Annotated in this window: 22 protein-coding genes; 11 read left to right on the top strand and 11 right to left on the bottom strand. The window is 70.5% G+C overall.

Annotation, left to right across the window (positions count from 1 at the left end; genetic code table 11):
• Window positions 1-53: 53 nt before the first annotated feature.
• The 3 genes from C4T78_RS03080 to C4T78_RS03070 all read right to left on the bottom strand — a co-directional run bounded on the left by C4T78_RS03080 (window position 54) and on the right by C4T78_RS03070 (window position 3,703).
• Window positions 54-977, bottom strand: coding sequence for a carbohydrate ABC transporter permease (locus C4T78_RS03080; RefSeq protein ID WP_093347473.1), 924 nt, complete (start codon window positions 975-977; stop codon window positions 54-56).
• Between the two features lie 123 nt (window positions 978-1,100).
• On the bottom strand, window positions 1,101-2,387 hold the full coding sequence (locus C4T78_RS03075) for an ABC transporter substrate-binding protein (protein WP_093347476.1): 1,287 nt from the start codon (window positions 2,385-2,387) through the stop codon (window positions 1,101-1,103).
• A gap of 92 nt (window positions 2,388-2,479) precedes the next feature.
• The gene (locus tag C4T78_RS03070) at window positions 2,480-3,703 is read right to left on the bottom strand and encodes an ROK family transcriptional regulator (RefSeq protein WP_093347479.1); all 1,224 of its coding nucleotides are present in this window, start codon (window positions 3,701-3,703) and stop codon (window positions 2,480-2,482) included.
• 158 nt (window positions 3,704-3,861) lie between these two features.
• Here C4T78_RS03070 and C4T78_RS03065 point away from each other — a divergent pair, with 158 nt between their 5' ends.
• From C4T78_RS03065 to C4T78_RS03055, 3 genes are read left to right on the top strand one after another with little or no spacing between them, the layout of a single operon-like run.
• Complete coding sequence (locus C4T78_RS03065) at window positions 3,862-4,992, top strand: Gfo/Idh/MocA family protein (RefSeq protein WP_093347482.1); 1,131 nt, start codon at window positions 3,862-3,864, stop codon at window positions 4,990-4,992.
• Window positions 4,992-5,915, top strand: coding sequence for a sugar phosphate isomerase/epimerase family protein (locus C4T78_RS03060; RefSeq protein WP_235863064.1), 924 nt, complete (start codon window positions 4,992-4,994; stop codon window positions 5,913-5,915). The genes C4T78_RS03065 and C4T78_RS03060 overlap by 1 nt, the downstream gene beginning before the upstream one ends.
• Before the next feature lie 12 nt (window positions 5,916-5,927).
• The gene (locus C4T78_RS03055) at window positions 5,928-6,686 is read left to right on the top strand and encodes a sugar phosphate isomerase/epimerase family protein (RefSeq protein ID WP_093347484.1); all 759 of its coding nucleotides are present in this window, start codon (window positions 5,928-5,930) and stop codon (window positions 6,684-6,686) included.
• 35 nt (window positions 6,687-6,721) lie between these two features.
• Here the strand turns inward: C4T78_RS03055 and C4T78_RS03050 are convergent, their stop codons facing one another.
• On the bottom strand, window positions 6,722-7,183 hold the full coding sequence (locus tag C4T78_RS03050) for a hypothetical protein (RefSeq protein WP_093347487.1): 462 nt from the start codon (window positions 7,181-7,183) through the stop codon (window positions 6,722-6,724).
• 150 nt (window positions 7,184-7,333) lie between these two features.
• On the opposite strand from C4T78_RS03050, the gene C4T78_RS03045 reads away from it, so the two are divergent.
• Window positions 7,334-7,648: a LapA family protein gene (locus C4T78_RS03045; RefSeq protein WP_235863065.1), complete on the top strand. Its 315-nt coding sequence runs from the start codon at window positions 7,334-7,336 to the stop codon at window positions 7,646-7,648.
• A 57-nt stretch (window positions 7,649-7,705) separates the two neighbouring features.
• Here C4T78_RS03045 and C4T78_RS03040 read toward each other — a convergent pair whose 3' ends face one another.
• The 4 genes from C4T78_RS03040 to C4T78_RS03025 form a co-directional block, all read right to left on the bottom strand.
• Window positions 7,706-8,470 (bottom strand): SDR family NAD(P)-dependent oxidoreductase, encoded by a 765-nt coding sequence (locus C4T78_RS03040; RefSeq protein ID WP_093347489.1) that lies wholly within the window; start codon window positions 8,468-8,470, stop codon window positions 7,706-7,708.
• A gap of 73 nt (window positions 8,471-8,543) precedes the next feature.
• Complete coding sequence (locus tag C4T78_RS03035) at window positions 8,544-8,912, bottom strand: VOC family protein (protein WP_093347492.1); 369 nt, start codon at window positions 8,910-8,912, stop codon at window positions 8,544-8,546.
• Window positions 8,913-8,980: 68 nt separating this feature from the next.
• Entirely contained in the window at window positions 8,981-9,775 is a 795-nt protein-coding gene (locus C4T78_RS03030; RefSeq protein ID WP_093347494.1) for an IclR family transcriptional regulator, read from the bottom strand.
• 203 nt (window positions 9,776-9,978) lie between these two features.
• Complete coding sequence (locus C4T78_RS03025) at window positions 9,979-10,773, bottom strand: NAD-dependent epimerase/dehydratase family protein (protein ID WP_235863066.1); 795 nt, start codon at window positions 10,771-10,773, stop codon at window positions 9,979-9,981.
• A gap of 128 nt (window positions 10,774-10,901) precedes the next feature.
• Between C4T78_RS03025 and C4T78_RS03020 the strand changes: the two genes are divergently transcribed.
• Window positions 10,902-12,380, top strand: coding sequence for a sodium:solute symporter family protein (locus tag C4T78_RS03020; RefSeq protein ID WP_093348546.1), 1,479 nt, complete (start codon window positions 10,902-10,904; stop codon window positions 12,378-12,380).
• 1 nt (window position 12,381) lies between these two features.
• The gene (locus C4T78_RS03015; protein WP_093347497.1) at window positions 12,382-13,491 is read left to right on the top strand and encodes a hypothetical protein; all 1,110 of its coding nucleotides are present in this window, start codon (window positions 12,382-12,384) and stop codon (window positions 13,489-13,491) included.
• 87 nt (window positions 13,492-13,578) lie between these two features.
• On the opposite strand, the gene C4T78_RS03010 is transcribed toward C4T78_RS03015, so the two are convergent.
• Together C4T78_RS03010 and C4T78_RS03005 are read right to left on the bottom strand one after the other, a co-directional pair.
• Window positions 13,579-13,764, bottom strand: coding sequence for a hypothetical protein (locus C4T78_RS03010; protein ID WP_093347499.1), 186 nt, complete (start codon window positions 13,762-13,764; stop codon window positions 13,579-13,581).
• A 108-nt stretch (window positions 13,765-13,872) separates the two neighbouring features.
• Window positions 13,873-14,691, bottom strand: coding sequence for a polysaccharide lyase (locus C4T78_RS03005; protein ID WP_235863068.1), 819 nt, complete (start codon window positions 14,689-14,691; stop codon window positions 13,873-13,875).
• Window positions 14,692-14,929: 238 nt separating this feature from the next.
• Between C4T78_RS03005 and C4T78_RS03000 the strand changes: the two genes are divergently transcribed.
• The 5 genes from C4T78_RS03000 (at window position 14,930) to C4T78_RS02980 (ending at window position 20,068) form a co-directional block, all read left to right on the top strand.
• Entirely contained in the window at window positions 14,930-15,961 is a 1,032-nt protein-coding gene (locus tag C4T78_RS03000) for a right-handed parallel beta-helix repeat-containing protein (protein WP_177247414.1), read from the top strand.
• A 317-nt stretch (window positions 15,962-16,278) separates the two neighbouring features.
• Window positions 16,279-18,651 carry a sensor histidine kinase gene (locus C4T78_RS02995; RefSeq protein ID WP_177247415.1) on the top strand — a complete coding sequence of 791 codons (2,373 nt, stop codon included), beginning with the start codon at window positions 16,279-16,281 and terminating at the stop codon, window positions 18,649-18,651.
• Window positions 18,652-18,685: 34 nt separating this feature from the next.
• Window positions 18,686-19,102: a roadblock/LC7 domain-containing protein gene (locus tag C4T78_RS02990; protein ID WP_093348552.1), complete on the top strand. Its 417-nt coding sequence runs from the start codon at window positions 18,686-18,688 to the stop codon at window positions 19,100-19,102.
• A 2-nt stretch (window positions 19,103-19,104) separates the two neighbouring features.
• The gene (locus tag C4T78_RS02985) at window positions 19,105-19,464 is read left to right on the top strand and encodes a DUF742 domain-containing protein (protein WP_093156642.1); all 360 of its coding nucleotides are present in this window, start codon (window positions 19,105-19,107) and stop codon (window positions 19,462-19,464) included.
• A gap of 1 nt (window position 19,465) precedes the next feature.
• Window positions 19,466-20,068, top strand: a complete 603-nt coding sequence (locus C4T78_RS02980) for a GTP-binding protein (protein ID WP_093348554.1) — start codon at window positions 19,466-19,468, stop codon at window positions 20,066-20,068.
• Window positions 20,069-20,269: 201 nt separating this feature from the next.
• Here C4T78_RS02980 and C4T78_RS02975 read toward each other — a convergent pair whose 3' ends face one another.
• Window positions 20,270-21,643, bottom strand: a complete 1,374-nt coding sequence (locus tag C4T78_RS02975; protein WP_093347508.1) for a tryptophanase — start codon at window positions 21,641-21,643, stop codon at window positions 20,270-20,272.
• Between the last annotated feature and the right edge of the window lie 31 nt (window positions 21,644-21,674).

The following is a 21,674-nucleotide window of genomic DNA, read 5'->3' as shown; positions in this document are numbered from 1 at the left end:
GTCCCGGGGGCGGGCCGGTGCGGTGGACTTGACGGGGACGAGGACGGTCGCCATCAGCGCTCCTTCGCGACGTCGCGGATGTTGCCGCCCGCGAAGCGGATGTAGACCAGCGACACCACCATCACCGTGGCGAAGGTCAGGATCGACAGCGCCGAGCCGGGGCCGATCAGCCGTCCTTCGCGCAGTTCCTGGTAGGCGAGCATGGACATGGTCTCGGTGCCGCTGGCGCCCTTGGTCAGCACGAACGGCAGGTCGAAGATGCGCAGCGCGTCCAGCAGCCGGAAGATCGCGGCCAGCGCGATCGCCGGGCGCAGCAGCGGCAGCGTGACCCGCCAGAAGGTCTGCCAGCGGCCGGCACCGTCCAGGTCGGCGGCCTCGTAGACGTCGGGCGGGATGACCTGCAGCCCGGCCAGCACGAGCAGCGCCACGAACGGCGCGGTTTTCCACACGTCGGCGATGATGATCACCGTCATCGCGTATCCGGGTTCGGCCAGCCACACGTGCTCGCCGCCGGGCAGGCCGAGCGCGCGCAGCACGCCGGTCACGAGGCCGAGGTTGGACTCGAACATCGCCTGCCAGGTGATCGCCGAGACCACCGTCAGCACGGCGTAGGGGACCAGCAGCGTGGAGCGCAGCAGGCCCCGCCCGCGGAAGGCCAGGTTCAGCAGCAGGGCCATCGCGACGCCGAGCACGATCTCCAGGAACACCGACACGATCGCGAAGAGGAACGTCTGGCGGAACGCCGCCCACCACTCCGGCGAGGTCAGCGCGTGCCAGTAGTTGGTCAGCCCGACGAACTGGGACAGATCGGCCTGCCGGACGCTGTAGACGTTCAGCGACAGCCACACCGCGTAGCCGATCGGCACCGCGGCCACCAGGAACATCACCACCAGCGCGGGCGAGACCATCCACACCGCGGTGCGCCGTTGCTGCTGGTCGACCCGGCGGCGCTGCCGGGTCGGGGTCATCGTGGTCATCAGATCCTGTCTCTGGTCGTTGTTGTGGTCTTCGTCTTTGAAACGCCGGAGGCGTTTAGCCCACCCTCGGCGCTTGCACCGCTACCGGCACCGCCACGCAAAACGAGTTCGTCAGACAAGTTCTCAGAAGGTCTCCTGGGCGGCCCGGACGTCCTCGGCCATCTTCCGCACGCCCGTTTCCACGTCGGTCTGCCCGGAGATCACCTGGTAGACGTTCCGGTAGACGGCGCGGGACACCTGCGCGTACACCGGCGACTTCGGGCGCGGCTTCGCGCTGAGCACCGACTGCTTGAGCTGCGGGATGAACGGCAGCTCGGCGATCACCTGCGGGTCGTCGTAGGTGGCGGCGTGCACCGGGGCCTGGGAGTGCTCCAGCACCATGATCTTCTGGAACTCGGCGCTGGTGGCGTAGTCGATGACGGCCACCGCACCAGCGGGGTTGTCGGCCTTGGCCGCGACGGCGAGGTTCCAGCCGCCGAGCACCGCAGCCGGCCGGCTGTGCTCGTCGAAGGCGGGCAGCGCGGCCACCGCGGTGCCCGGACCGGCCCCGGTCTGCTCGATGAGCTTCAGCGCGCTCGGCCACTGCCGCAGGTACCCGGCGCGGCCGGACTCGTAGGCCCGCCGGCCGCTGTCCTCGTCGTAGGTCAGGCTCGCCCGGTCGACCGCTCCGGACTCCAGGCCCTCGGTCAGCAGCCGGAGCACGGCGCGGGTCTGCGGCGAGTCGACGGTGACGTTGCCGCTCTCGTCGATCACCGATCCGCCCGCGGAGTACAGCATCTCCAGGAAGTTCACCGTCAGACCCTCGTAGCGCTTGGCCTGCATCTCCACCTTGTGCTGCGGGTCGGTGGCGGCATCGGCGTAGACCTGCGACCAGGTGGTCGGCGGCGGCACCCGGTCCTGGCGGTAGAACAGCAGACCCGCGTTGGTGTGGAAGGGCACCGCCCAGAACCGCCCGTCGTAGCGCGCGGTGTCCAGAGTGGACGGGATGAGGTCGGCGCGGTGCGCCTCGACCAGCTCGCTGTGGTCCTGGATCCAGCCCTGCGCGGCCCACTCGCTGACCCAGGTCACGTCCATCAGGTAGATGTCGCAGCCCGGGGAACCGCCTTCGAGGCGCTGGATCGCCTGCGTCCGGGTCGAGTCGGTGTCCTGCCCGATCTCCAGGTAGTGCGCGGTCACCCCGGTGCTCCTGGCGTTGAACGACTCGGTGAGCTTCGAGTACATCCCGGTGTCCCGGACGCCGCAGATCGTCACGTCGCCGGTCGCGCCGGCGGCGATCGCGGGATCCAGCACGGGGGCCTGGGGTGCGTGCTCGCCGACCGGGCCGGTGGCCGGGGCGCTGACGCAGCCGGTGAGGGTGATCGCTGCGGTGGTGGCGAGAACCGCCCACGCGGGCGTGCGTCTCAGCTGCATGGTCTCTCCGCTTCGCGGGGTCCGTCGGGTGGTGGTACCCGTGGCACTGCGGCGTGAGACGTTCAAATGGTTAGTCGCGGGAACGCGGCGTGTCAAGGGTTTTCCCGCAGCAGGCTGCGAATCCCTTCCGCGGAGAGCACGTTCTCGATGCCCGCCACCACCGCGCCCGCCAGCCCCGCCGAGCGGCCGAGCGTGCTGTTGGCCAGCGACAGGTGCCGGGTCGCCAGCGGCAGGGCGCGGCGGTAGACCACGCTGCGGATCCCGGCGAGCAGGTCGTCGCCCGCAGAGGTGATGAGTCCACCCAGGACGATCCGCTTCGGGTTGTAGAAGTGCACGAGCATGGCCACCACCTCACCGATCGTCGCCGCGGCCGTGCGGACCTGGCGCACCGCCGTGGCATCGCCGTCGCGCAGCAGCCGCGCCAGGTCCTCCACGCTGCGTGGGCCGCCCTGATCGGTGCGCAGCGCGCGCAGCACCGCGTCGGCCGAGGCGACGGCCTCGACGCAGCCGACGTTGCCGCACTGGCAGACCACGTCGTCGGCGCCCGGCACCCGGATGTGCCCGATGTCGCCCGCCGCGCCGTCGGAGCCGCGGTGCAGCTCGCCACCTGCCGAGACGATGCCGCCGCCGATGCCGGTGCCGACCTTCAGGAACAGCAGCGGCGCTTCCTCGGCAGGCAGTGCGCGGGCCTCGCCGAGCGCCATCAGGTTGACGTCGTTGTCCACCGCGGCGGTGCAGGCGAACCGGGTGGCCATCGCGTCGCCGACCGGGAAGCCGTCCCAGCCGGGCATGATCGGCGGTCGCACCGGCATGCCCATCCGCGGATCCACCGGGCCGGGGAGCCCCATCACCAGCGCTTTCACCTTCTCCAGCGGCATCCCGGCGTCGGCCAGCAGCTTGCGCAGGTGGTCGGTGAGCACGTCCAGCGAACGTTCCGGGCCGACCGAGATCTCCAGCTCCACCTCGCCCTCGGCGAGCACGTCCTGGCCGAGGTCGGCCACCGCGAGCCGGGTGCTGTGCACGCCGACGTCGGCGGCGAGCACGACGCCGGCGCGCGGTGCGATCGCCAGGCGGTGCGCCGGTCGGCCCCTGCCGCCGCTGCCGACCGGGCCGCGTTCGACGACGACGCCCGCGGCGATCAGCGCGTCCAGGTGACTGTGCACTGTGGACCGCGACAGGCCGGTGGCGCGCACCAGCTCGACCCTGCTCTCGGCCGCACCCGAGGCGATCAGCCGCGCCAGGCTGCTGTGCACCAGGTTGTCGTCGGTCCGTCCGGACGTCCTCGGCACCGCCAAGCGGACCGGTTCCCATCCCATCGTCGCAGCTCCTGACCGAAATACCGCTGATTTATGACTGAAAAGAAATTAAATACTAGCTCTTGTCGACCAAAAGATGGAGATCTAGTTTTGACCTCGACGTAAATCGGGCGTGAGACACCCGCAGAAGTCAACTGATCCGATGAAGGAGGCTCTCCGTGAGCCCTGGACCTTCCGGGCGCGGCGCGGCCATCTTGGGCGCCGGGATGATCGGCGAAGTGCACCGCCGCGCGGCGCTGCTCGCCGGAGCCGACGTGGTCGGCGTGCTGGCGTCCTCACCGGCGCGGTCGGGCGAAGTGGCCGCGCGCTGGGGCGCGTCGGCCTACGGCGAGCTCGCCGACGTGCTGGCCGACGACCGCGTCGACGTCGTGCACATCTGCACTCCCAACGCCACCCACGCGCCGTTCGCCGAAGCCGCCCTGCGCGCCGGCAAGCACGTGATCTGCGAGAAACCGCTGGGGATCTCGCTCGCCGAGGCCGAGCGCATGGCCGCCGCGGCGGGTGCGAGCGACCGGATCGCCACGGTCCCGTTCGTCTACCGCTACCACCCGGTGGTGCGGGAGATCCGGGCTCGGCGCCTGGCGGGGGAGTTCGGCGCGTGGAACCTGCTGCACGGCAGCTACCTGCAGGACTGGATGCTCTCGCCGGACGCCTCCAGCTGGCGCGTCGATCCCGAGCTGGGCGGTGCGTCGCGGGCGTTCGCCGACATCGGCTCGCACTGGTGCGACCTGGTGCAGTGGGTGTCGGGGGAGACGTTCACCGATCTGCTCGCGGCGCTGAGCATCGCGATCCCGACGCGCCCGGCCGCGGCCGGGCCGACCTTCGCTGGCCCCGCCGAGCACACCGGCGACCGGGTCGAGGTGCGCACCGAGGACTCCGCGGCGCTGCTGCTGCGCACCGCTTCCGGCGTGCTTGGCTCGGCGACGATCTCGCAGGTCGCGGCCGGGCGGAAGAACCGGTTGTGGTTCGAGCTCGACGGCGCGCGCGGCAGCGCGGTGTTCGACCAGGAGGAGCCGGAGCGGATCTGGCTCGGCGGCGCCGACGGCAACCGCATCCTGGTCCGCGACCCCGAACACGGATCGCCCGAGCAGCGGCGCCTGTCGACGCTGCCCGCCGGGCACGCGCAGGGCTACGCCCAGTGCTTCGAGGCGTTCGTCGCGGACACCTACGCCGCGATCGACGGCGGCAGCCCGGAGGGCCTGCCCACGTTCGAGGACGGCCTGCGCTCGGCGCGGCTGGTCGACGCCGTCCTCCGCTCCGCCCGCAACGGTTCCTGGACGAAGGTGTGATGATGCAGCTCGGAATGCTCACCGCGTGCCTCCCGCAGTGGTCGCTGGACCGGATCGCCCGCTGGGCGAAGCAGGCCGGTTACGAGGCGCTGGAGGTGGCGGTCTGGCCCGGCACCGGCGGCCGCGACTTCGAGGCGGCGCACCTGCCGGTCGCCGACTTCGGCCCGCGCCAGGTCGAGGAGACCCTGGCGCTGTTCGACGAGCACGGCCTGGCGCTGTCGGCGTTCGCCTACTACGAGAACAACCTGCACCCGGATCCGGTGCGGCGCGAGGAGATCCGCACCCACCTGCGGCACGCGATCGACGCCGCGCAGGCGCTCGGCGTGCCCTACGTCGGCACCTTCGTGGGCCGCGACTGGACGAAGCCGGTGGCCGACAACCTCGCCGAGGCGGAGCGGATCTTCCCGGAGCTGGTGGACTACGCGGGCGAGCGCGATGTGAAGATCATCGTGGAGAACTGCGTGATGGAGGGCTGGCACCCGGACGGCTACCCCGGCAACCTGGCCTACTCGCCGGAGCTGTGGGAGTGGATGTTCGGCCTCGGCCTGTACCTGAACTGGGATCCCTCGCACCTGACCTGGATCGGCATCGACCCGGTCGAGACGATCGCCCCTTACATCGACCGCATCGTGCACGCCCAGGCCAAGGACGTGGAACTGGATCCGGTCGCGCGCAACCGGTACGGGTTCTTCGGCAAGGCCGACAAGGGCGGCGACCCGTGGGACATGGGCTGGTGGCGCTTCCGCGTGCCGGGCCTGGGCCAGGTCGACTGGCGGCGCGTGGTCGACCGGCTCTACGAACACGGCTTCACCGGCACGCTCTCGGTGGAGCACGAGGACCCGGTGTGGAGCGGCGACGACGAGCGCATCACGCACGGGCTGGACTTCGCGCACCGGACGCTGCGTCCGCTGATCGCCGGCTGACCGGGGGCCGCGATGCTCTCCGTTCAGCTCTACAGCGTTCGCGACCAGCTCGCCGCCGACCGGCCCGCGACCCTGGCGAAGCTGGCCGCGATCGGCTTCCGCCACGTCGAGCCGTTCGGCCTCGGCTCCCCGGACCGGACACCGGCCGAACGCCTGACCGCGGCCCGGTCCCTGCGCGCGGACCTGGACGCGGCGGGCCTGGCGGTCTCGGCGGTGCACGCCGGGCTGCCCGGAGATCTCGCGGAACTCGAAGAGGAGTGCGCGATCCTGGGCGCGGACACGGCGTTCATCCCGCACCCGCGCCTGGTCCCGGGCTTCGGCGAGGAGACCTTCGCCGATCCGGCCCGGGTCGACGCCTTCGCCGATGTCCTCGGCGCGGCAGCCGAATCGGCGGGCCTGCGGCTGGGCTACCACAACCACTGGTTCGAATGGGCCCGGCTGCCCGACGGCACCACCGGCTACGACAGGTTCTGGCAGCGCACGAGCGCGGGCCTGCTCGCCGAGCTGGACGTCTACTGGGCGGTCGCGGCGGGCGCCGACCCGACGGCGGTGCTGGCGGCGCTCGGGGACCGGGTGACCGCCGTCCACCTCAAGGACGGCCCGGCGGAGCCAGGGGCACCGCAAACGCCGATCGGCACCGGCCGCGTCGACATCCCGGCCGTTCTCCGCGTCGTGCCCGGAATCCCCTGGCACGTGGTCGAAATCGACACCACGGACCTGGACCCGTTCGACCTCCTCAGCACCAACGCCACCGCGCTCACCTCCATCTGAGCGAGTGCTCGATCAGATGGAGGTGAGCGCGGTGGTCAGCGGGCAGTGCGCGCGAGGTGCTCCTGGATCTTCTCGCGCACGAGGTCGAGAAGGGCACCGTTGGCAGGGGCCGAGTACGACATCGTCGGATCCGGATGGATGACGACGTCCACGCGTTCCGCGGTGGCGGAGATCACGGACAGCCCGGGCGACGTGCGCGCGACGTTGATCTTCACCACGGCCGGGGCGACTCTGGCGCCATGGCTGGGAAAGGTCTGCTTCCGCACTGGTTCGCCGAGGCCGACCTTCCACAGCGAGACCGCGTCGCGGTCGATGCTGAGGACGTACCCGGCGAAGCTCCGCATGCCCAGCGTTGGACGGCACAAAAACGCGAGGCCGTTCTGGCGCAGCACGGCCAAGGTCTTGCGCTGGTTGCCTACCAAGAGCCGCCCGCAGATCACCAGCGCGAGAAACACCAACAGCGCCAGGGCCGCTACCAGGAGCAGGAAGGCGTACATCGGCCGACTGTAACCCCGCGGTCGTCCCGCACGGGGCGCTTCGCGGCAACTGGCCCGAAGCGCCCTTCACCGCGTTCGCTGTCACTGGATCGGGTGACGGGTCGGCGCGGGGGATCGGGTTGGGACGGGTTGGTGATGATGATGGTTCGCATGGCTGAGAACGGGGTCGGCAGTGGGCGGCGCGGGGACGAGGATCGCGCCGAGCAGTTGGAGCGGACGCGGACCGGTGGCATCTGGGTCTCGGTCGTCATCGCCGCGGTCGTGCTCGTGTTCCTGCTCGTCTTCATCCTGCAGAACTTCGACACCGTGACCGTGCGGTTCCTGTGGACCGCGGGCACGCTGCCGCTGGGCGTGGCGATGCTCTTCTCCGTGCTGGCCGGTGCGTTGCTGGTCGCGCTCATCGGCACGGCGCGGATCCTGCAGCTGCGGCGCTCCGCCAAGCACCGCGCGGTCAAGCCGGAGTGAACGGGGTCGTGCGCGGATCTCCCGAGGGGCTGGGAGATCCGCGCACGACGTGGCGGGTCACTGCGTGGTGAAACCGCCGTCGATCGACAGGCTGGCGCCGGTGATGAAGCTGGCCTCGTCGCTGAGCAGGAACGCCGCGAACGCGGCGATCTCCTCGGGCTGGGAGATCCGGCCTACCGGGTGCAGGGCGGCGATCTGCGCTTCGCCTTCCGGCGTCGCGCCCATGCTGCTGCGGAACGCCGGGGTGTCCACCGCGGCGGGGGAGATGGCGTTGACGCGGATTCCGCGCGCGGCGTTCTCCAGCGCGACCGCCTTGGTCAGCCCGACCACGCCGTGCTTCGCCGCCACGTAGGGCGAAACGCTGCCCATGCCCACCAGGCCCAGGTTCGAGGCGTTGTTGAGGATCGCCCCGCCGCCGGAGGCGAGGATCGCCGGGACCTGGTGCTTCAGGCCGAAGTAGACACTGCTCAGGTTGAGCGCGATGTCGGCCTGCCAACCGTCCGCGACGATGTCCTGCACCGCGCCGAAGGCGTTGATCGCCCCGGCGTTGTTGAAAGCGCCGTCGAGTCGGCCGAATTCGTCCACCGCCGCGCGCACCAGCGCTTCGACCTCGGATTCCACCGTCACATCGGTGGGCACGAACAGCGCCCGGCCACCCGTCGCGCGGATGTCGGCCGCCAGCTGCTCACCGACGTCCTTGCTGCGAGCCCCCAGGACCACCGCCGCACCTTCGGCGGCCAGCCGCCGGCTCGTGGCCTCGCCGATGCCGGAGGTAGCTCCGGTGACCAGGACCACTTTGGACTCGAAACGCGCCGTGTTCATCTCTTCCTCGAATGTTCGCCGTGTTCGGACGAATCCAATGCTCGTCGCGCATCGGCGTCGGTGCTGGCGGTAATCAGCCATCGCGTTGGGACGTCGAATCACCGCGCGGCGCTTCGGCGAGCGAGAGGCTGTTGCCGTCCGGGTCGAGGACGACGACGTGCCGCACACCGTTGTCGTAGGTCTCCACCGGCTCGTGGCCGATGCCGCGGGCGGCGAGCCGGGCCAGGACGTCGTCCAGCCCCGTCACCTCGATGGTGATCAGCGCGCCGCCCGCTCGATCGCGCTCGGCGACGAAGATCCACGCGGTGTCGCTGATCGCCCAGAGCGCTTCGTCACCGACCACTTCGTCGGCCGGGCGGCCGAAGAACACCGCGAACCACTCCAGAGCGGCGTTCCGGTCGGTCACCGGCACACCGCAGTAGACCCGATTCATCGATCCCATGTTCGCTCCTCCCGGCTCGGTCCCGGATGCGGACCGGTCGCTGGAGCGGAACTCATCGGGAAGCGGGACTACCGGATTCCTTCGCGGCGCAGGCGCTGGGCCAGCTCGGCGGTGACCTTGGTCAGGAGCTCGCCGGTCTTGCGGGCCTTCGCGTCGGTGGTCTGGTCGATCGGCATCGAGCAGCTGATCGCGTCGGTGCCGGGGATGCGGTACGGGACGACCGCGGCTACGCAGCGGATGCCGGGCGTGCCCTCCTCGACCTCGGCCGCGTAGCCGCGTTCGCGGGCGGTGGCGCAGGCCTCGTCCAGCTGCTCCAGCGACACCAGGGTGTTCTCGGTCAGCGCGGGCAGCGGCTTCGGCAGCAGCGCGGCGACTTCCTCGCGCGTCAGCTCCGCCAGCAGCGCCTTGCCCAGCGCCGTGGCGTGCGCGGGCAGCGTGCGGCCGATCTTGGAGGTCAGGTACGTGGAACGCTGCGATTCGCGGGTTTCCAGGTAGACGACCTGGCTGCCGACCAGGCGCGCGTAGTGCGTGGTGAACCCGGTCTGCTCGCGCAGTTCTTCCAGGGCCTCGGTGGCGAAGCGGATCGCCGGGTCGCGGTCGAGGTAGGCGGTGCCGCAGATCAGGGCGCGCGCGCCCAGCCGGTACCGGGTGTTGCTGGAATCGGCCTCCAGCCAGCCCGCGTCCAGCAGCGTGCGCAGCAGCCCGTGCAGGCTGGAGCGCGGGAAGCCGGTCTTGGCGTGCAGGTCCGACAGCGACAGCCAGGAGGGGTGCGCGGCGAAGGCCTCGACCAGGTCGATCGCGCGCCGCGCCGACTTCACCCCGGCCGCTTCGGATGCGCTGCCAGCGGCTGCCGGTCGGGCCATGTCCACGTCCTCCTCCGTCGCTGCACCACTGCGTTCACGATCCTAGTCGGGCCGGTACTCCGTTCGCATACATGAACGTTGTTCACCGGAATCGGCGCGCGCAGTCACCCGAGTCCAACACCCGGCTGGTGCCGGAGCGGCGGTTCCGCCGTCCGGATGCAATTTCAATTGAAGTTGGACGTGTGATTTCAATTGAAATCGCATCAGTTCGGGATGCCGAGCGGGGTCGTGGTGAAGGGGCCGCCGAGGTAGCGGTGCTGTTCGCCCGGCGGGAGTTCGGCGGCGAACCGCTCCGCGTCGTCCTCCGGCAGGTAGCCCAGTTCCGCGGCCTCGGTCGGTGAGCAGACCTGGCGGGTGTTGGCCGAAACGCCCCAGACAACGCGGTAGCCCGGCGCCGGGTGGGCGAGGCAGGCTTCGAACAGCCGCGCTCCGTCGTCCGGCGACATCCACAGCGACAGCGCGCGCACGTCGGCCGGGCGCTCGAAGCAGGATCCGATGCGGACGCAGACGACGTCCATGCCGAAGCGCGAGTGGTACAGGCTGCCCAGGGCCTCGATCGCCGCCTTGCTCACGCCGTAGTAGGTGTCCGGCCGGGGTGGCGAGTCGGCGGGCAGCCCGCCGGGACCGGCGTCGGCCACTTCGCGGAAGCCGGCGGCGTGGTTGCTGGAGGCGAGCACGACTCGTCCGACACCGGCTGCGCGGGCGGCCTCCAGCACGGTGTGGGTGCCGTCGATGTTCACCGAAAGCGTTTCGCGCCAGCTGTTCTCGCGGCTGTACCCGCCCAGGTGCAGCACGGCGTCGACGTCCCGGCAGGCCGCGTCCATCACCTCCGGGTCGGTCAGCGAGCCGTGCACCAGCTCCACCGCCTCGCCCGGTTGCGGCGGCGGGAGCGGGGCGATGTCCAGCAGGCGCAGGACCCGGCCGGGCCGCCGCAGTCGCGGCCGCAGCAGCGTGCCGATGCCGCCCGCCGCGCCGGTGATCAGGATGCGTTGCGTCAACTTGCCGCTCCCCTCGGTTGACACGTGATCTGGGTCATACTAGCGTTTCGCGGCAGCATTCCAAGGAACGAACTTATTCGATAACCAGTCCATCGTTCAAGTATGTGAACGACGAAGGGGTCGGGCCGGTGCACGCTCTCGACTGGGCAATGGTGTGCGGTTACTTCGGGCTGATGGTGCTCATCGGCTGGTGGTCGCACCGCAGGGTCAAGACCGACGCGGACTTCTTCATCGCGGGCGGCCGGATGCCGTGGTGGCTGGCCGGGATCTCCCACCACATGTCCGGCTACAGCGCGGTGATGTTCGTGGCCTACGCCGGTGTCGCCTACACCGACGGCGTCACGGTGTACTTCTGGGGATTCGCCAGCATCGGCATCGGGGTGGCGATCGGCGCCTGGCTGTTCGCCGCCAGGTGGAACCGGCTGCGCACCAGGTTCGGCGTGGCCTCGCCGCTGGAGTTCCTGGCCCGCCGCTACAACGTCCCGGCGCAGCAGGTGCTGGCCTGGAGCGGTTCCTCGCTGAAGGTCTTCGACGTGGCGTCGAAGTGGTTCGCGGTGGCCGTCCTGCTGAACTCCTTCGCCGGGGTGCCGCTGCTGTGGGGCATCGTGATCACCGGCACGGTCACCCTGCTGTACTGCACCGCCGGTGGCCTGTGGGCCGATGCGCTCACCGACTTCGGCCAGTTCGTCATCCAGGCCGCGGCGGGAATCGTGATGATCTGGGCGGTGCTGGACGGGCTCGGCGGCATCTCCGGGCTGTGGACGCTGTGGGACCGGCTGCCCGCCGGGCACACCTCGCCGGTCACCGGCGACTACACCACCGTGTTCCTGCTGGTGTACGTGCTGGTCAAGACGCTGGAGTACAACGGAGGGATGTGGAACCTGGCGCAGCGCTACATGGCCGCGCCCGGGGCCGGCGAGGCCCGCCGCGGTGCGCTGCTGTCCTCGGCGCTGTACCTGGTCTGGCCGCTGGTGCTGATGTTCCCGATGTTCGCCGCGCCGCTGTTCGTGCCCGGCCTGGAGGATCCGACCACGTCCTACGCGGCGATGACCCAGGCGCTGCTGCCACCCGGCATGATCGGGCTGGTGCTGGCGGGGATGTTCTCCCACACCATGGCCATGGTGGCCTCCGACGCCAACGCGATCTCGGCGGTGATCACCCGCGACATGCTGCCGGTGCTGTGGCGCAGGGCGCGGCGCTTCACCGAGCACCAGCGGTTGCGCACCGGGCGTATCGCGACCTTCAGCTTCATCGTGCTGAGCATGCTGGTGGCCACGCAGGCGCAGCACCTCGGCGGTGTGCTGTCCATCGTGGTCTCCTGGGTGGCCGCGCTGATGGGGCCCATCTCGGTACCGCTGCTGCTGGGAATGCTGCCGTGGTTCCGCCGCTGCGGTGCACGAGCCGCGATCGTGTCCTGGGCGGGCGGGCTGGTCACCTACGGCGTGCTCTACTACGGCCTCGACGCCGACCAGACGGCCACCGTGGCCACTCCGATCCTGGTCTCCCTGGTGCTCTACATCGGACTGGGGCTGGCCGCCTCGGAGCGCACCGAGCAGATCGACGAGATGCTGGAAGTGCTCGACGGCGAACCGGCGATCAGGAGCTGACGTGCACGTCACCGGATACAGCTACCCGTGGGACGTGGACGCCGACTTCATCGGCCGCGCAGCGGAACTCGGCGTGGACGAGGTCGCCGTCGCGGTCGCCTACCACAGCGCGCGGGCCGCGACGCCGTGGTCGGAGCGCGGGACCAGCGTGCTCGCCCGGCACGCCGCGCTGTACCGGCCGGTGCGCGCCGGGTGGGGCGTGCTGCGTCCGGCACCGGCCGGCTGGGTGGAGTCACCGGACAGCGCCGGCGATGCGATCCGCTCGCTGACCGGCGCAGGCATCCCGGCCGCGGCCTGGCTCGTGCTGACCCACAACTCCTTGCTGGGCAGCGCTTTTCCAGAGCACAGCGTGCGGAACTGCTTCGGCGAGCACTACCCGTGGGCGCTGTGCCCGGCGCACGAGGAGGTGCGCGAGTTCGCGTCCCTCCTGACCGCGGAAGCGCTCGCCGACCTGGACGTGCGGACGGTGGTGCTGGAGGCGTGCGGGCAGCTCGGCGCCGTGCACCAGCACCAGCACGAGAAGACCGACGCGGTGTGGTCGCCCGAGGCGGTGCGGGTGCTGTCGGTGTGCTGCTGCCCGGCGTGCACCGAGAGCTGGGCCGAGCGGGGGATCGACCCGGTCGCGACGCGCGAGCTGCTGCGAAACGAAGCGCTGCGGCTGATCAGCGGTGAGCAGGCCGAGAACCGGTTGCCCGCCGAGGTCCGGGCCGTGCTGCTGGACACCCGGCAACGCGCGACCGACCGGCTGCGGCGGGAGGTGTGCGAGCAGATCGGCGCGCACCGGCGAGTGGTCCTGCACGCCAGCGCGGATCCGTGGGCGACGGGAGCGCTTCCGGGACTCACGCCCGCGGCGGCCGGGGAGGTGGACGGAGTCGTGGTTCCGTGCTGGAAGCCGTCGGGACCGGCCGAGGTGGCTGCTGCCAGCGCTGTGACCTCGGCTGACATCGGGGCCTACGTGACGGCGGTCGGCCCGGAAGTGCCGGACATGACGCAGTACGTGCGAGAACTCCGCGCCGCCGGTGCCGACGAACTGCACCTCTACCACCTCGGCCTGGCCGGGCCCGCGCGCTGGCCGCACCTGCGCCGCGCTGTCGAGGAAGCGCACAGCTGAACTCGCCGACCTGGCCGGGTCGGTGGTGGTGGGCCGGAGGCTCGGAAACACTTGGCGGCGGGAACGGGCCTCCGGCTCCGCAATCGTTCAGAAGCACAACAGGTTCGTCGCGCGGACCGGCCTCCCCGGCGGCAGCGGAGGCCCCAGGGATTCGTCCAGCGGGATGTCCGACCAGTCGAACCGGAAGAGGCCCTCCTTCGGTTCGGCCGGGGCCCGGACCATCAGGTCGAACGTGGCGACCGGGCGGCTCACGTCGTCCCAGTCCTCCTCCACGCCTGCACCCGGTGCCCCGGTCCGCCTGGGGAATTGCCAATGCCCGTGGCCCGCAACAGGTTCCGCTGCCGTTGCGGGTGCGCAGACCGGGCTGCGCACCCGCGATGCTCAGCGCGTCGGGGATTCGGCGACGCGGAAGTCGCGGAACTGGGCGTGCACGTCCTTGCCAGGGCCCCAGGAGGTGTCGTGGCCGCCGAAGAAGGTGGAGAAGAAGATTCCCGAGAACGGGATGTCGGCGATCTCCCGGATGCCTTGCTCGTTGAGCACTTCCCGCCCGTCGTACCAGACGGTGATGGTGCCGTTGGTGCGGTCCACCGCCTGCTCGACGGTGTGCCACTGGTCGTCGGCCTGCCAGAGCCAGGAGCCCAGGCCGACGTCCTCGCCGTAGCCGTCGCCCATCGACGGGTCGTAGACGTACACCGTGGCCTTCGGCTCGTCGCTGCGGATCCGCCACATGTACCGGGTCGACCAGGCATCGCCGTGCTCGCCGCCGCTGGCCTGCCCGGGCGGGCCGCCGTAGAGGCCCGGCAGCTTCCCGCCGCGCTGCCCGAAGTCCCAGTCGGCGGGGAAGCGCACCTGGTAGCTCAGGTGCAGCACCGGGGCGTCGGCCAGGTCGTCGCGGCCGATCGAGCGGAAGTCGGTGTAGAACTGGCCGCCGCCCTCGCTCGGGCAGTCGCCGCACGACGGTGCCGAGGACCCCTTGCCGTAGAAGACGTCGAGCTCCTCGCCCTGCGGGGTCATCCGGTCGAAGCCCCAGTCGCCCTCGGCGACGAAACCCCACTGCTGCTTCCAGGAATCGCTCGGGAAGTCGGCGAAACCGCCGCTCCACGGCTCGGCCGCGGGGGAGGCCCCGCCGGGGGCCGCGGACAGCGCCAGCAGCGCCGCCATGGCGATTCCGGTCAGCCCGGTCAGTCGTCTTTTCCGCACGTCCGTCCACCTCGCATCGCTTCGATGTCGACCGGGCGGCGGAGCGGTCCACGCCGGGAAGCTCCCGGCGGATTCCCAGCACACACCAGCGACGGCCGGTCGGTCAACCCGCCGTTGCGGGAATACTTCCGGCGCGTTGACGATTTTTCCCCGATCCGACAAGGTGATCTGCGACCGGACTCCCGGTCCGCGGGCGTTCCGCCGCCGGCCCGTCGAACGGATTCTGCGAGGAGGAACGATGTCGACCAGCAGACTGCGGCGGATCGCGGTGCTGACCGCCGGGCTCGCGCTCACCGCGACGGCGACAGCGGTCGCCGCCGAGCGCGCGGTGATCCCGGTGTCCAGCGCGGAGGAACTCGTCCAGGCCCTGGCGCAGGCCGAGCCCGGCGACACCATCGAACTCGCCCCCGGCGACTACGACGGCACCTTCTTCACCACGCTCAGCGGAACCGAGGCGGCGCCGATCACGCTGACCGGGCCCGCCGACGCGGTGCTGTCCAACACGCAGAAGGGCTGCGACCCCAACGTTCCCGACGGCCGCGACGTCACCTACTGCGGATACGGCCTGCACCTCAACGGCGCGAACCACTGGCGCCTGCGCGGTTTCACCGTCGAGAAGTCGGCCAAGGGCATCGTCCTGGACCGCTCCAACAACAACGTCATCGACGGCGTTGAGGTGCGCGAGACCGGCGACGAGGGCGTGCACTTCCGGGCCACCAGCTCCGACAACGTCATCCAGAACTCCTACGTGCACAACACCGGCACCGAGCAGCCGCAGTACGGCGAGGGGCTCTACTTCGGTTCGGCGGAGAGCAACTGGGACAAGTACGGCGACGCACCCGGCCAGCCGGACCGCAGCGATCGCAACAAGGCGCTGGACAACCGCCTCGGCCCGGACGTCCGCGCCGAGCACGTGGACATCAAGGAGGGCACCGCGGCCGGCGAGGTGCTGCGCAACTCCTTCGACGGGCAGGGCATGACCGGCCAGAACTCGGCGGAGAGCTGGGTCAGCGCCAAGGGCAACGGCTACCAGATCTCCGGCAACCGCGGGGTGAGGTCCTTCGAGCACGGCTTCAAGGTGATCCAGCGGGTCGACGGTTGGGGCTGCCGCAACGTGTTCCACGACAACCACGCCGATGTGCAGGCGGCGGGCTACGGCTTCCAGCTGCCGCACGACGAGCGCTGCGGCGACCAGCGCAACGAGGTCTACCGGGACAACACGGTGCTCAACGCCGGCGCCGGATTCTCCGATGTGGAGCCGATCGGCTGATCGGCGATTGGTCCGTCCGGCGGTAAGGAGCTGGGCTGGCGAGGTCGACCCACGAACTGTGCGGGACGACTCACTGCAAAGTGCAGTTCGATCACGATCGGATGATCTTAGTTCGATACAGTGCGTTCGCATCGGGGGAATAGCGAGCGCGCCGAACGAGCGGATGTGCGGACACCGCGGTCGGAGGCGGAGAGGAGCCGGAGCAGCACGCTGATCGAGCAGCGCCTGGTGGCAGCGCGTCGGCCGTTCGCGGCCGCGCGCTGCATTTCGGCGTGGACGGTTTCCGCACGGGCCAGAACATTTGAGAGTGCATGGAAGTGACAACCCAGAACGAGCCCTTGGCTCCTCCTGAAAAACCGAGAAGACGCCGCTCCGGGCAGAACTCGATCCGGTCGCGGTTGACGTGGTCGGTGGTGATCCCGTGGATCGTCGTCTTCGTCCTCTGGGCGGTCGGCTGCGCCCTGTTCGCCTTCGAGGCCATCTACACGCAGGCCGTCGCCACCAGCGTCCGGCAGATGTCGCTGCCCGCGATGTCCGCGCTGGAAGAGGTCAAGAAGGAACGCCTGCTGACCCTCGAAACCGTTGAGCAGCCCGGGCGGGACTCGGCGGAACTGCTCGACCAGCAGCGCCGGACGGACCGCGCCGTCGCCGAGATGAACCGGATCGCCAGCGGTCTGATCGAATCGGCGCCAGTGGAGATCCAGCGCGCGATGAACGAGCTCGTGGACAACCTGGAGCGGATGGAAGGCGTCCGCACCAGGGTGGTCGCCGGGCAGATCTCCAGCGGTGAGGTCGTCGACTTCTACGACACCCTCTTCGACACCGCCACCCGGATGGCCGACGTCCAGGCGCAGCTCACCCTCGACCCGGACACCCGGCAGGGCGCGATCGCCGCGACCGACCTGCTCCGCGCATCGGACATGTTCTCCCGCGAGACGTCGCTGGTCGGCACCGTGCTCGACACCGGTCGGCTGAGCGCCGAGCAGCACCGGCAGCTCACCCGCTACATCGACTCGTACCACAGCACGCTGGAGCAGAACGTCTCCAGCATGCGCCCCGAGGTGCGCACCCGGTACGAGAAGCTGCTGGTCAGCCCGGCCTGGCAGCAGCTGGTCGCGGCCGAGGACCGGCTCATCGCCAGCCCCGGCATGGACGGTGACGCGCTGCCGATCACGCGCGAGGAGTGGCGCCGGGTCTCCAACGAGGTCGGCAACGAGCTCTCCGCGCTGGTGACCACGCAGGCCGACGAGGTCTCCGCCACCGCGGTGGACCTCGGCGCGGACGCGCTGTGGACGGTGCTGTGGGGAAGCCTCGCCGCGCTGGTGGTCGCGCTCGCGTCCTTCATCTACGCCCGTCGCGTGTACCGGGCGGTGGTCGACGAAGCGCTGCTGACCCGGCTGCAGGGCCTGCGCACCGAATCGCTGGTGATGGCGAACAAGCTGCCCGAGATGGTGCGGCGGCTGCGCGAGGGCGAAGCGGTCGACGTCAAGACCGAGATGGCCGCGCTGGACAACTACGGCACCGACGAGGTCGGCCAGGTGGCGCAAGCCCTCCAGCTGTTCCAGCGGCAGGCGATGGACGCCGCGGTCGGCGAGACCCGGGCGCGGCAGGGCGCGCGAGTGGTGTTCGTCGGCATGGCGCACCGCATCCAGCGGCTCCTGCGGCAGATGCACGGCACCATCGACCAGCTGGAGAAGAACGAGGAGAACTCGCTGCAGCTGGCCAAGCTGTTCGAGCTGGACAACTCCACCACCCGCGCCCGGCGCACGGTGGAGAACCTGCTGGTGCTCGGTGACCAGCAGCCGGGCCGCCGGTGGAGCCGGCCGGTGGCGCTGATGGACGTGCTGCGCTCGTCGATCTCCGAGATCGACCAGTACTCGCGGGTGGTCGTCGGCCACGTGCCGAAGGTGATGATCAACGGCGCCGCCGTCGGCGACACCATCCACCTGATCTCCGAGCTGATCGACAACGCCACCGCGTTCTCGCCGCCGAACACCCAGGTGCAGGTGGACGTCAAGGAGGTCGCGCGCGGGGTCGCCATCGACATCGCCGACCAGGGCCTGGGCATGAACGAGGAGACCCGGGACCGCGCCAACCAGATGATGTCCGCACCGCCGGAGTTCGACCGGCTGGTGCTGGAGAGCAACAAGGCCGAGCAGCTGGGCCTGTTCACCGCGGCGCGGCTGGCGCACCGCCGCGACATCGCCGTGGAGTTCGGCGTCTCGGCCTACGGCGGCACCCGGGCCACGGTGCTGCTGCCGAACCGGCTCCTGGACGCCGACACCGAGCTGACCACGAGCAACGGCAGCGGACCGCTCGGCGCCGGGAGCGGTGGTGAGCACAAGCTCGCCGCGGTGCCCAAGCCGCGCGAGCTGAGCTGGAACGGGGCCACGACCGACCAGCCGGAGCCGCCGGATCCGAAGCCGGCCGAAGCCGCTTACGAGTGGCCCAAGGCGGATCCGGCTCCCGATCCCGAACCTGCCCCCGCAGCGCCGGAGGAGGAGCGGGGCAAGCCGAAGAGCGCGCGGCCGCCGCTGCCCAAGCGCGTTCCCCAGCAGAACCTGGCAGACGGCTTGCGCGACGAGCCGGACCAGGAGGAGCAGGGCGTCGTCGCCACGCCCAGCAAGCTGGCCGGTTTCCGGCGGGCCTTCCGCGGCGGTTTCGGCGATACGCCGGACGACCGCGAGTGAGCAGACCAGACAACGAGAAGTGTGTGAGGTGGGCATGACCGAAACCGCGTCGAAACTGAGTTGGCTGCTGGACGGCTTCGTGCAGGGCGTGCACGGTGCCGACCACGCAGTCGTGCTGTCCAACGACGGACTGGTGATCGCCAAGTCGGACGACCTGGACCGGGACTCCGCCGACAAGCTGGCGGCGGCGGCGTCGAGCATGCGCAGCATCGGCAAGGGCGTCAGCAAGGACTTCGGCCGCGGGCAGGTGGCGCAGACGCACGTCGAGATGGAGCGCGGCTTCCTGTTCGTCTCCGCCGCCGGCAGCGGCGCGTGCCTGGCCGTGCTGTGCGCGTCCGACGCCGACATCGAGCTGGTGGCCTACGAGATGGGCAGGCTCATCACCCGCGTCGGCAGCTTCCTGTCGGCCGCGCCCCGGGACGCGCGCGGTGCGGTGGCGGAAAGGACCTGACCGTGGACGAGGCGTGGTATGACGATGAAGCGGGCCCGATCGTCCGCCCGTACACGATCACGCGCGGTCGCACCCCGACCAGGAGCACCCGGCTCGACACGGCCAGCCAGGTGCTGACCGTCGAACCGCGGCCGGAGACCCCGCGGCTCGAGCTCACCCCGGAACACCGCTGGATCCTGGATGCCTGCGCGCGTCCGGTGTCGCTGGCGGAGCTGGCCGTGCAGCTGGGGCAGCCGGTCGGAGTGGTCCGGGTCCTGTGCGGTGACCTGCTCGACCACGGCGCCGTCTTCGTGCGCTCGCCTCGTACAGAAGTCAGCCGAGATATCTTGGAGCAGGTGTACCGTGGGCTTTCCAGACTCTAGCCTGGTCGAAAGACCTTCCGCCGCAGGCGGTTCCACCCCGGACGGGGAAGGCCAGGCCCCGATCCCGGTCAAGCTGGTGATCGCCGGTGGTTTCGGGGCGGGCAAGACGACGCTCGTCGGTGCGGTCAGCGAGATCCCGCCGCTGACCACCGAGGAGGAGATGACCGTCGTCAGCGAGGGCGTCGACGACCTCACCGGTCTTGAGCGCAAGACGACCACGACGGTCGCGCTGGACTTCGGGCGCATCACGATCTCCGAGCAGATCGTGCTGTACCTCTTCGGCGCGCCCGGCCAGGACCGGTTCTGGCCGTTGTGGAACGACTTGGCGCTGGGCGCGGCCGGTGCGGTGGTGCTGGTGGACACCCGCAAGCTGGAGGACGGGTTCGCCTCGATCGACTTCTTCGAGCGGCGCGACATCCCGTTCGTGGTGGCCGTCAACGTCTTCGACGACGCCTACCACTACGAGCCGGAGGAGCTGCGCGAGGCGCTGACGATCCCGCCGGAGGTCCCGGTCGTGATGTGCGACGCTCGGGAGCGGGAGCGCGCCAAGGAAACGCTGCTCACCCTGGTGCGGAGGGCGATCGAGAAGATCCCGTCCACATGAGGCTCTCCCGGGCTCGTTCCGCATTGCGGTGCGGGTAGTGGAACTCAGCGTCCGCCTGGACCGCGGTTGCGATCGGTGCACGGCGGCCGGGCCGTCCTGGTCAGGCGAACGCTGAGAACCCGCGGCGATGCAAATGCCGTTGGGTGGGCCCGCTTATCGGGGCCGTGAGTGCGGGAGCGGTGCTCCCGCACTCACGACCGCTCACGGCTCGATCGGCTCGGTGCGGCAGCGGAAGTGCCGCAGCACTTCCGGGTTGTGGGTGAGGCGGTAGCCGGGCACCCGCTCGGGGTGCTTGGCGATCTCGGCCAGCACCTCGGCGATGTACTCCATGTGGCTGTGGTCGTAGACGCGACGCGGCAGCGCCAGCCGCACCAGCTCGAACGGCGGCGCGGTGACCAGCTCGTTGTTCTCGTCGAAGGTGCCCAGGAACAATCCGCCGCCCGCGGCCCGGATGCCGCCCTCCCGGTACAGCGCGCAGGTGACCGCGTGGTCGGGGAGGTGCTTCGGCTCCAGGTGCGGCACCAGCGGGGTGGCGTTGACGTAGACCGCGTGCAGCCCGGTCGGGTGCAGCGTCTCCACACCCACCGCGCGCAGGCGGTCGGCCAGGAACTTGGCCTCGTGCTCGCGGTCGGCCAGGTAGTGCGGGTCGAGCACTTCCCGCAGGCCCTGCGCGAGGTGCTCCAGCGTGTGCCCGGTCAGGCCGCCGTAGGTGCGGAAGCCCTCGGTGGCGATGATGTCGACCTCGCAGCGGTCGGCGAGCTCGGGATCGTGCACGGCGATGAACGCGCCTTCGTGCGAGAGCCCGTCCTTCTTGAGGCTGGCGACCACGGCGTCGCCGAACTCGAACACCCGCCGCGCCACCTCCCGCGGGCTCCAGTCCGCGTACTCGGGATCGCGCCGGGTGACCAGCCAGGCGTTCTCGGCGAAGCGGGCGGCGTCCAGGACCAGCGGCACGCGGTGCTCGCGGGCCACCGCGCTGATCTCCTCCAGGTTGGCCATCGACACCGGCTGCCCACCACCGCCGTTGTTCGTGATGGTGACCACGATCTGCCCGACCCGGTGCCCGTCGGGTCCACTGAGGACGGCTCTGACCGCATCGACGTCGATGTCGCCCTTGAACGGCGCGTCGCTGGTCAGGTCGAACAGCTGCGGGCTGGGCAGGTCCCGGGCCTCGGCGCCGATGCGCTCGACGTTGGCCCGGGTGGTGTCGAAGTGCATGTTGCTGAGGCTGATGCTGCCCGGCTCCAGCAGCTCCCCGAACAGCACCCGCTCGGCCGCCCGGCCCTGGTGCACGGGCAGGACGTGCTCGTGCGGCACGAGGTCGCGGACGGCATCACGGAACCGGAACCAGGAGTCGGCCCCGGCGTAGCGCTCGTCGGCCCGCTGCGCCCACGCCTGCTGCTCGGTCGACACCGCACCGGTGCCCGAGTCCGACAGCAGGTCGATGCTGACCTTGTCGCCGCTGATGTTGAACGGGTTGTGGCCGGCTCGGTCCAGCTCGGCGATGCGCTCTTCCCGCGTGGTGATCGGGATGGGGCGCACGACGGCGGAGACGAAGGGCCGGAGATGCGGCATGGTGCTCCCTACGGTGGTGCTGGGATTCACC

It is taken from the genome of Saccharopolyspora kobensis (genome assembly GCF_900108315.1).
GTDB lineage: Bacteria > Actinomycetota > Actinomycetes > Mycobacteriales > Pseudonocardiaceae > Saccharopolyspora > Saccharopolyspora kobensis.
Note: the sequence above shows the minus strand (reverse complement) of the source record. Positions and strands in the feature narration are given on the sequence as shown.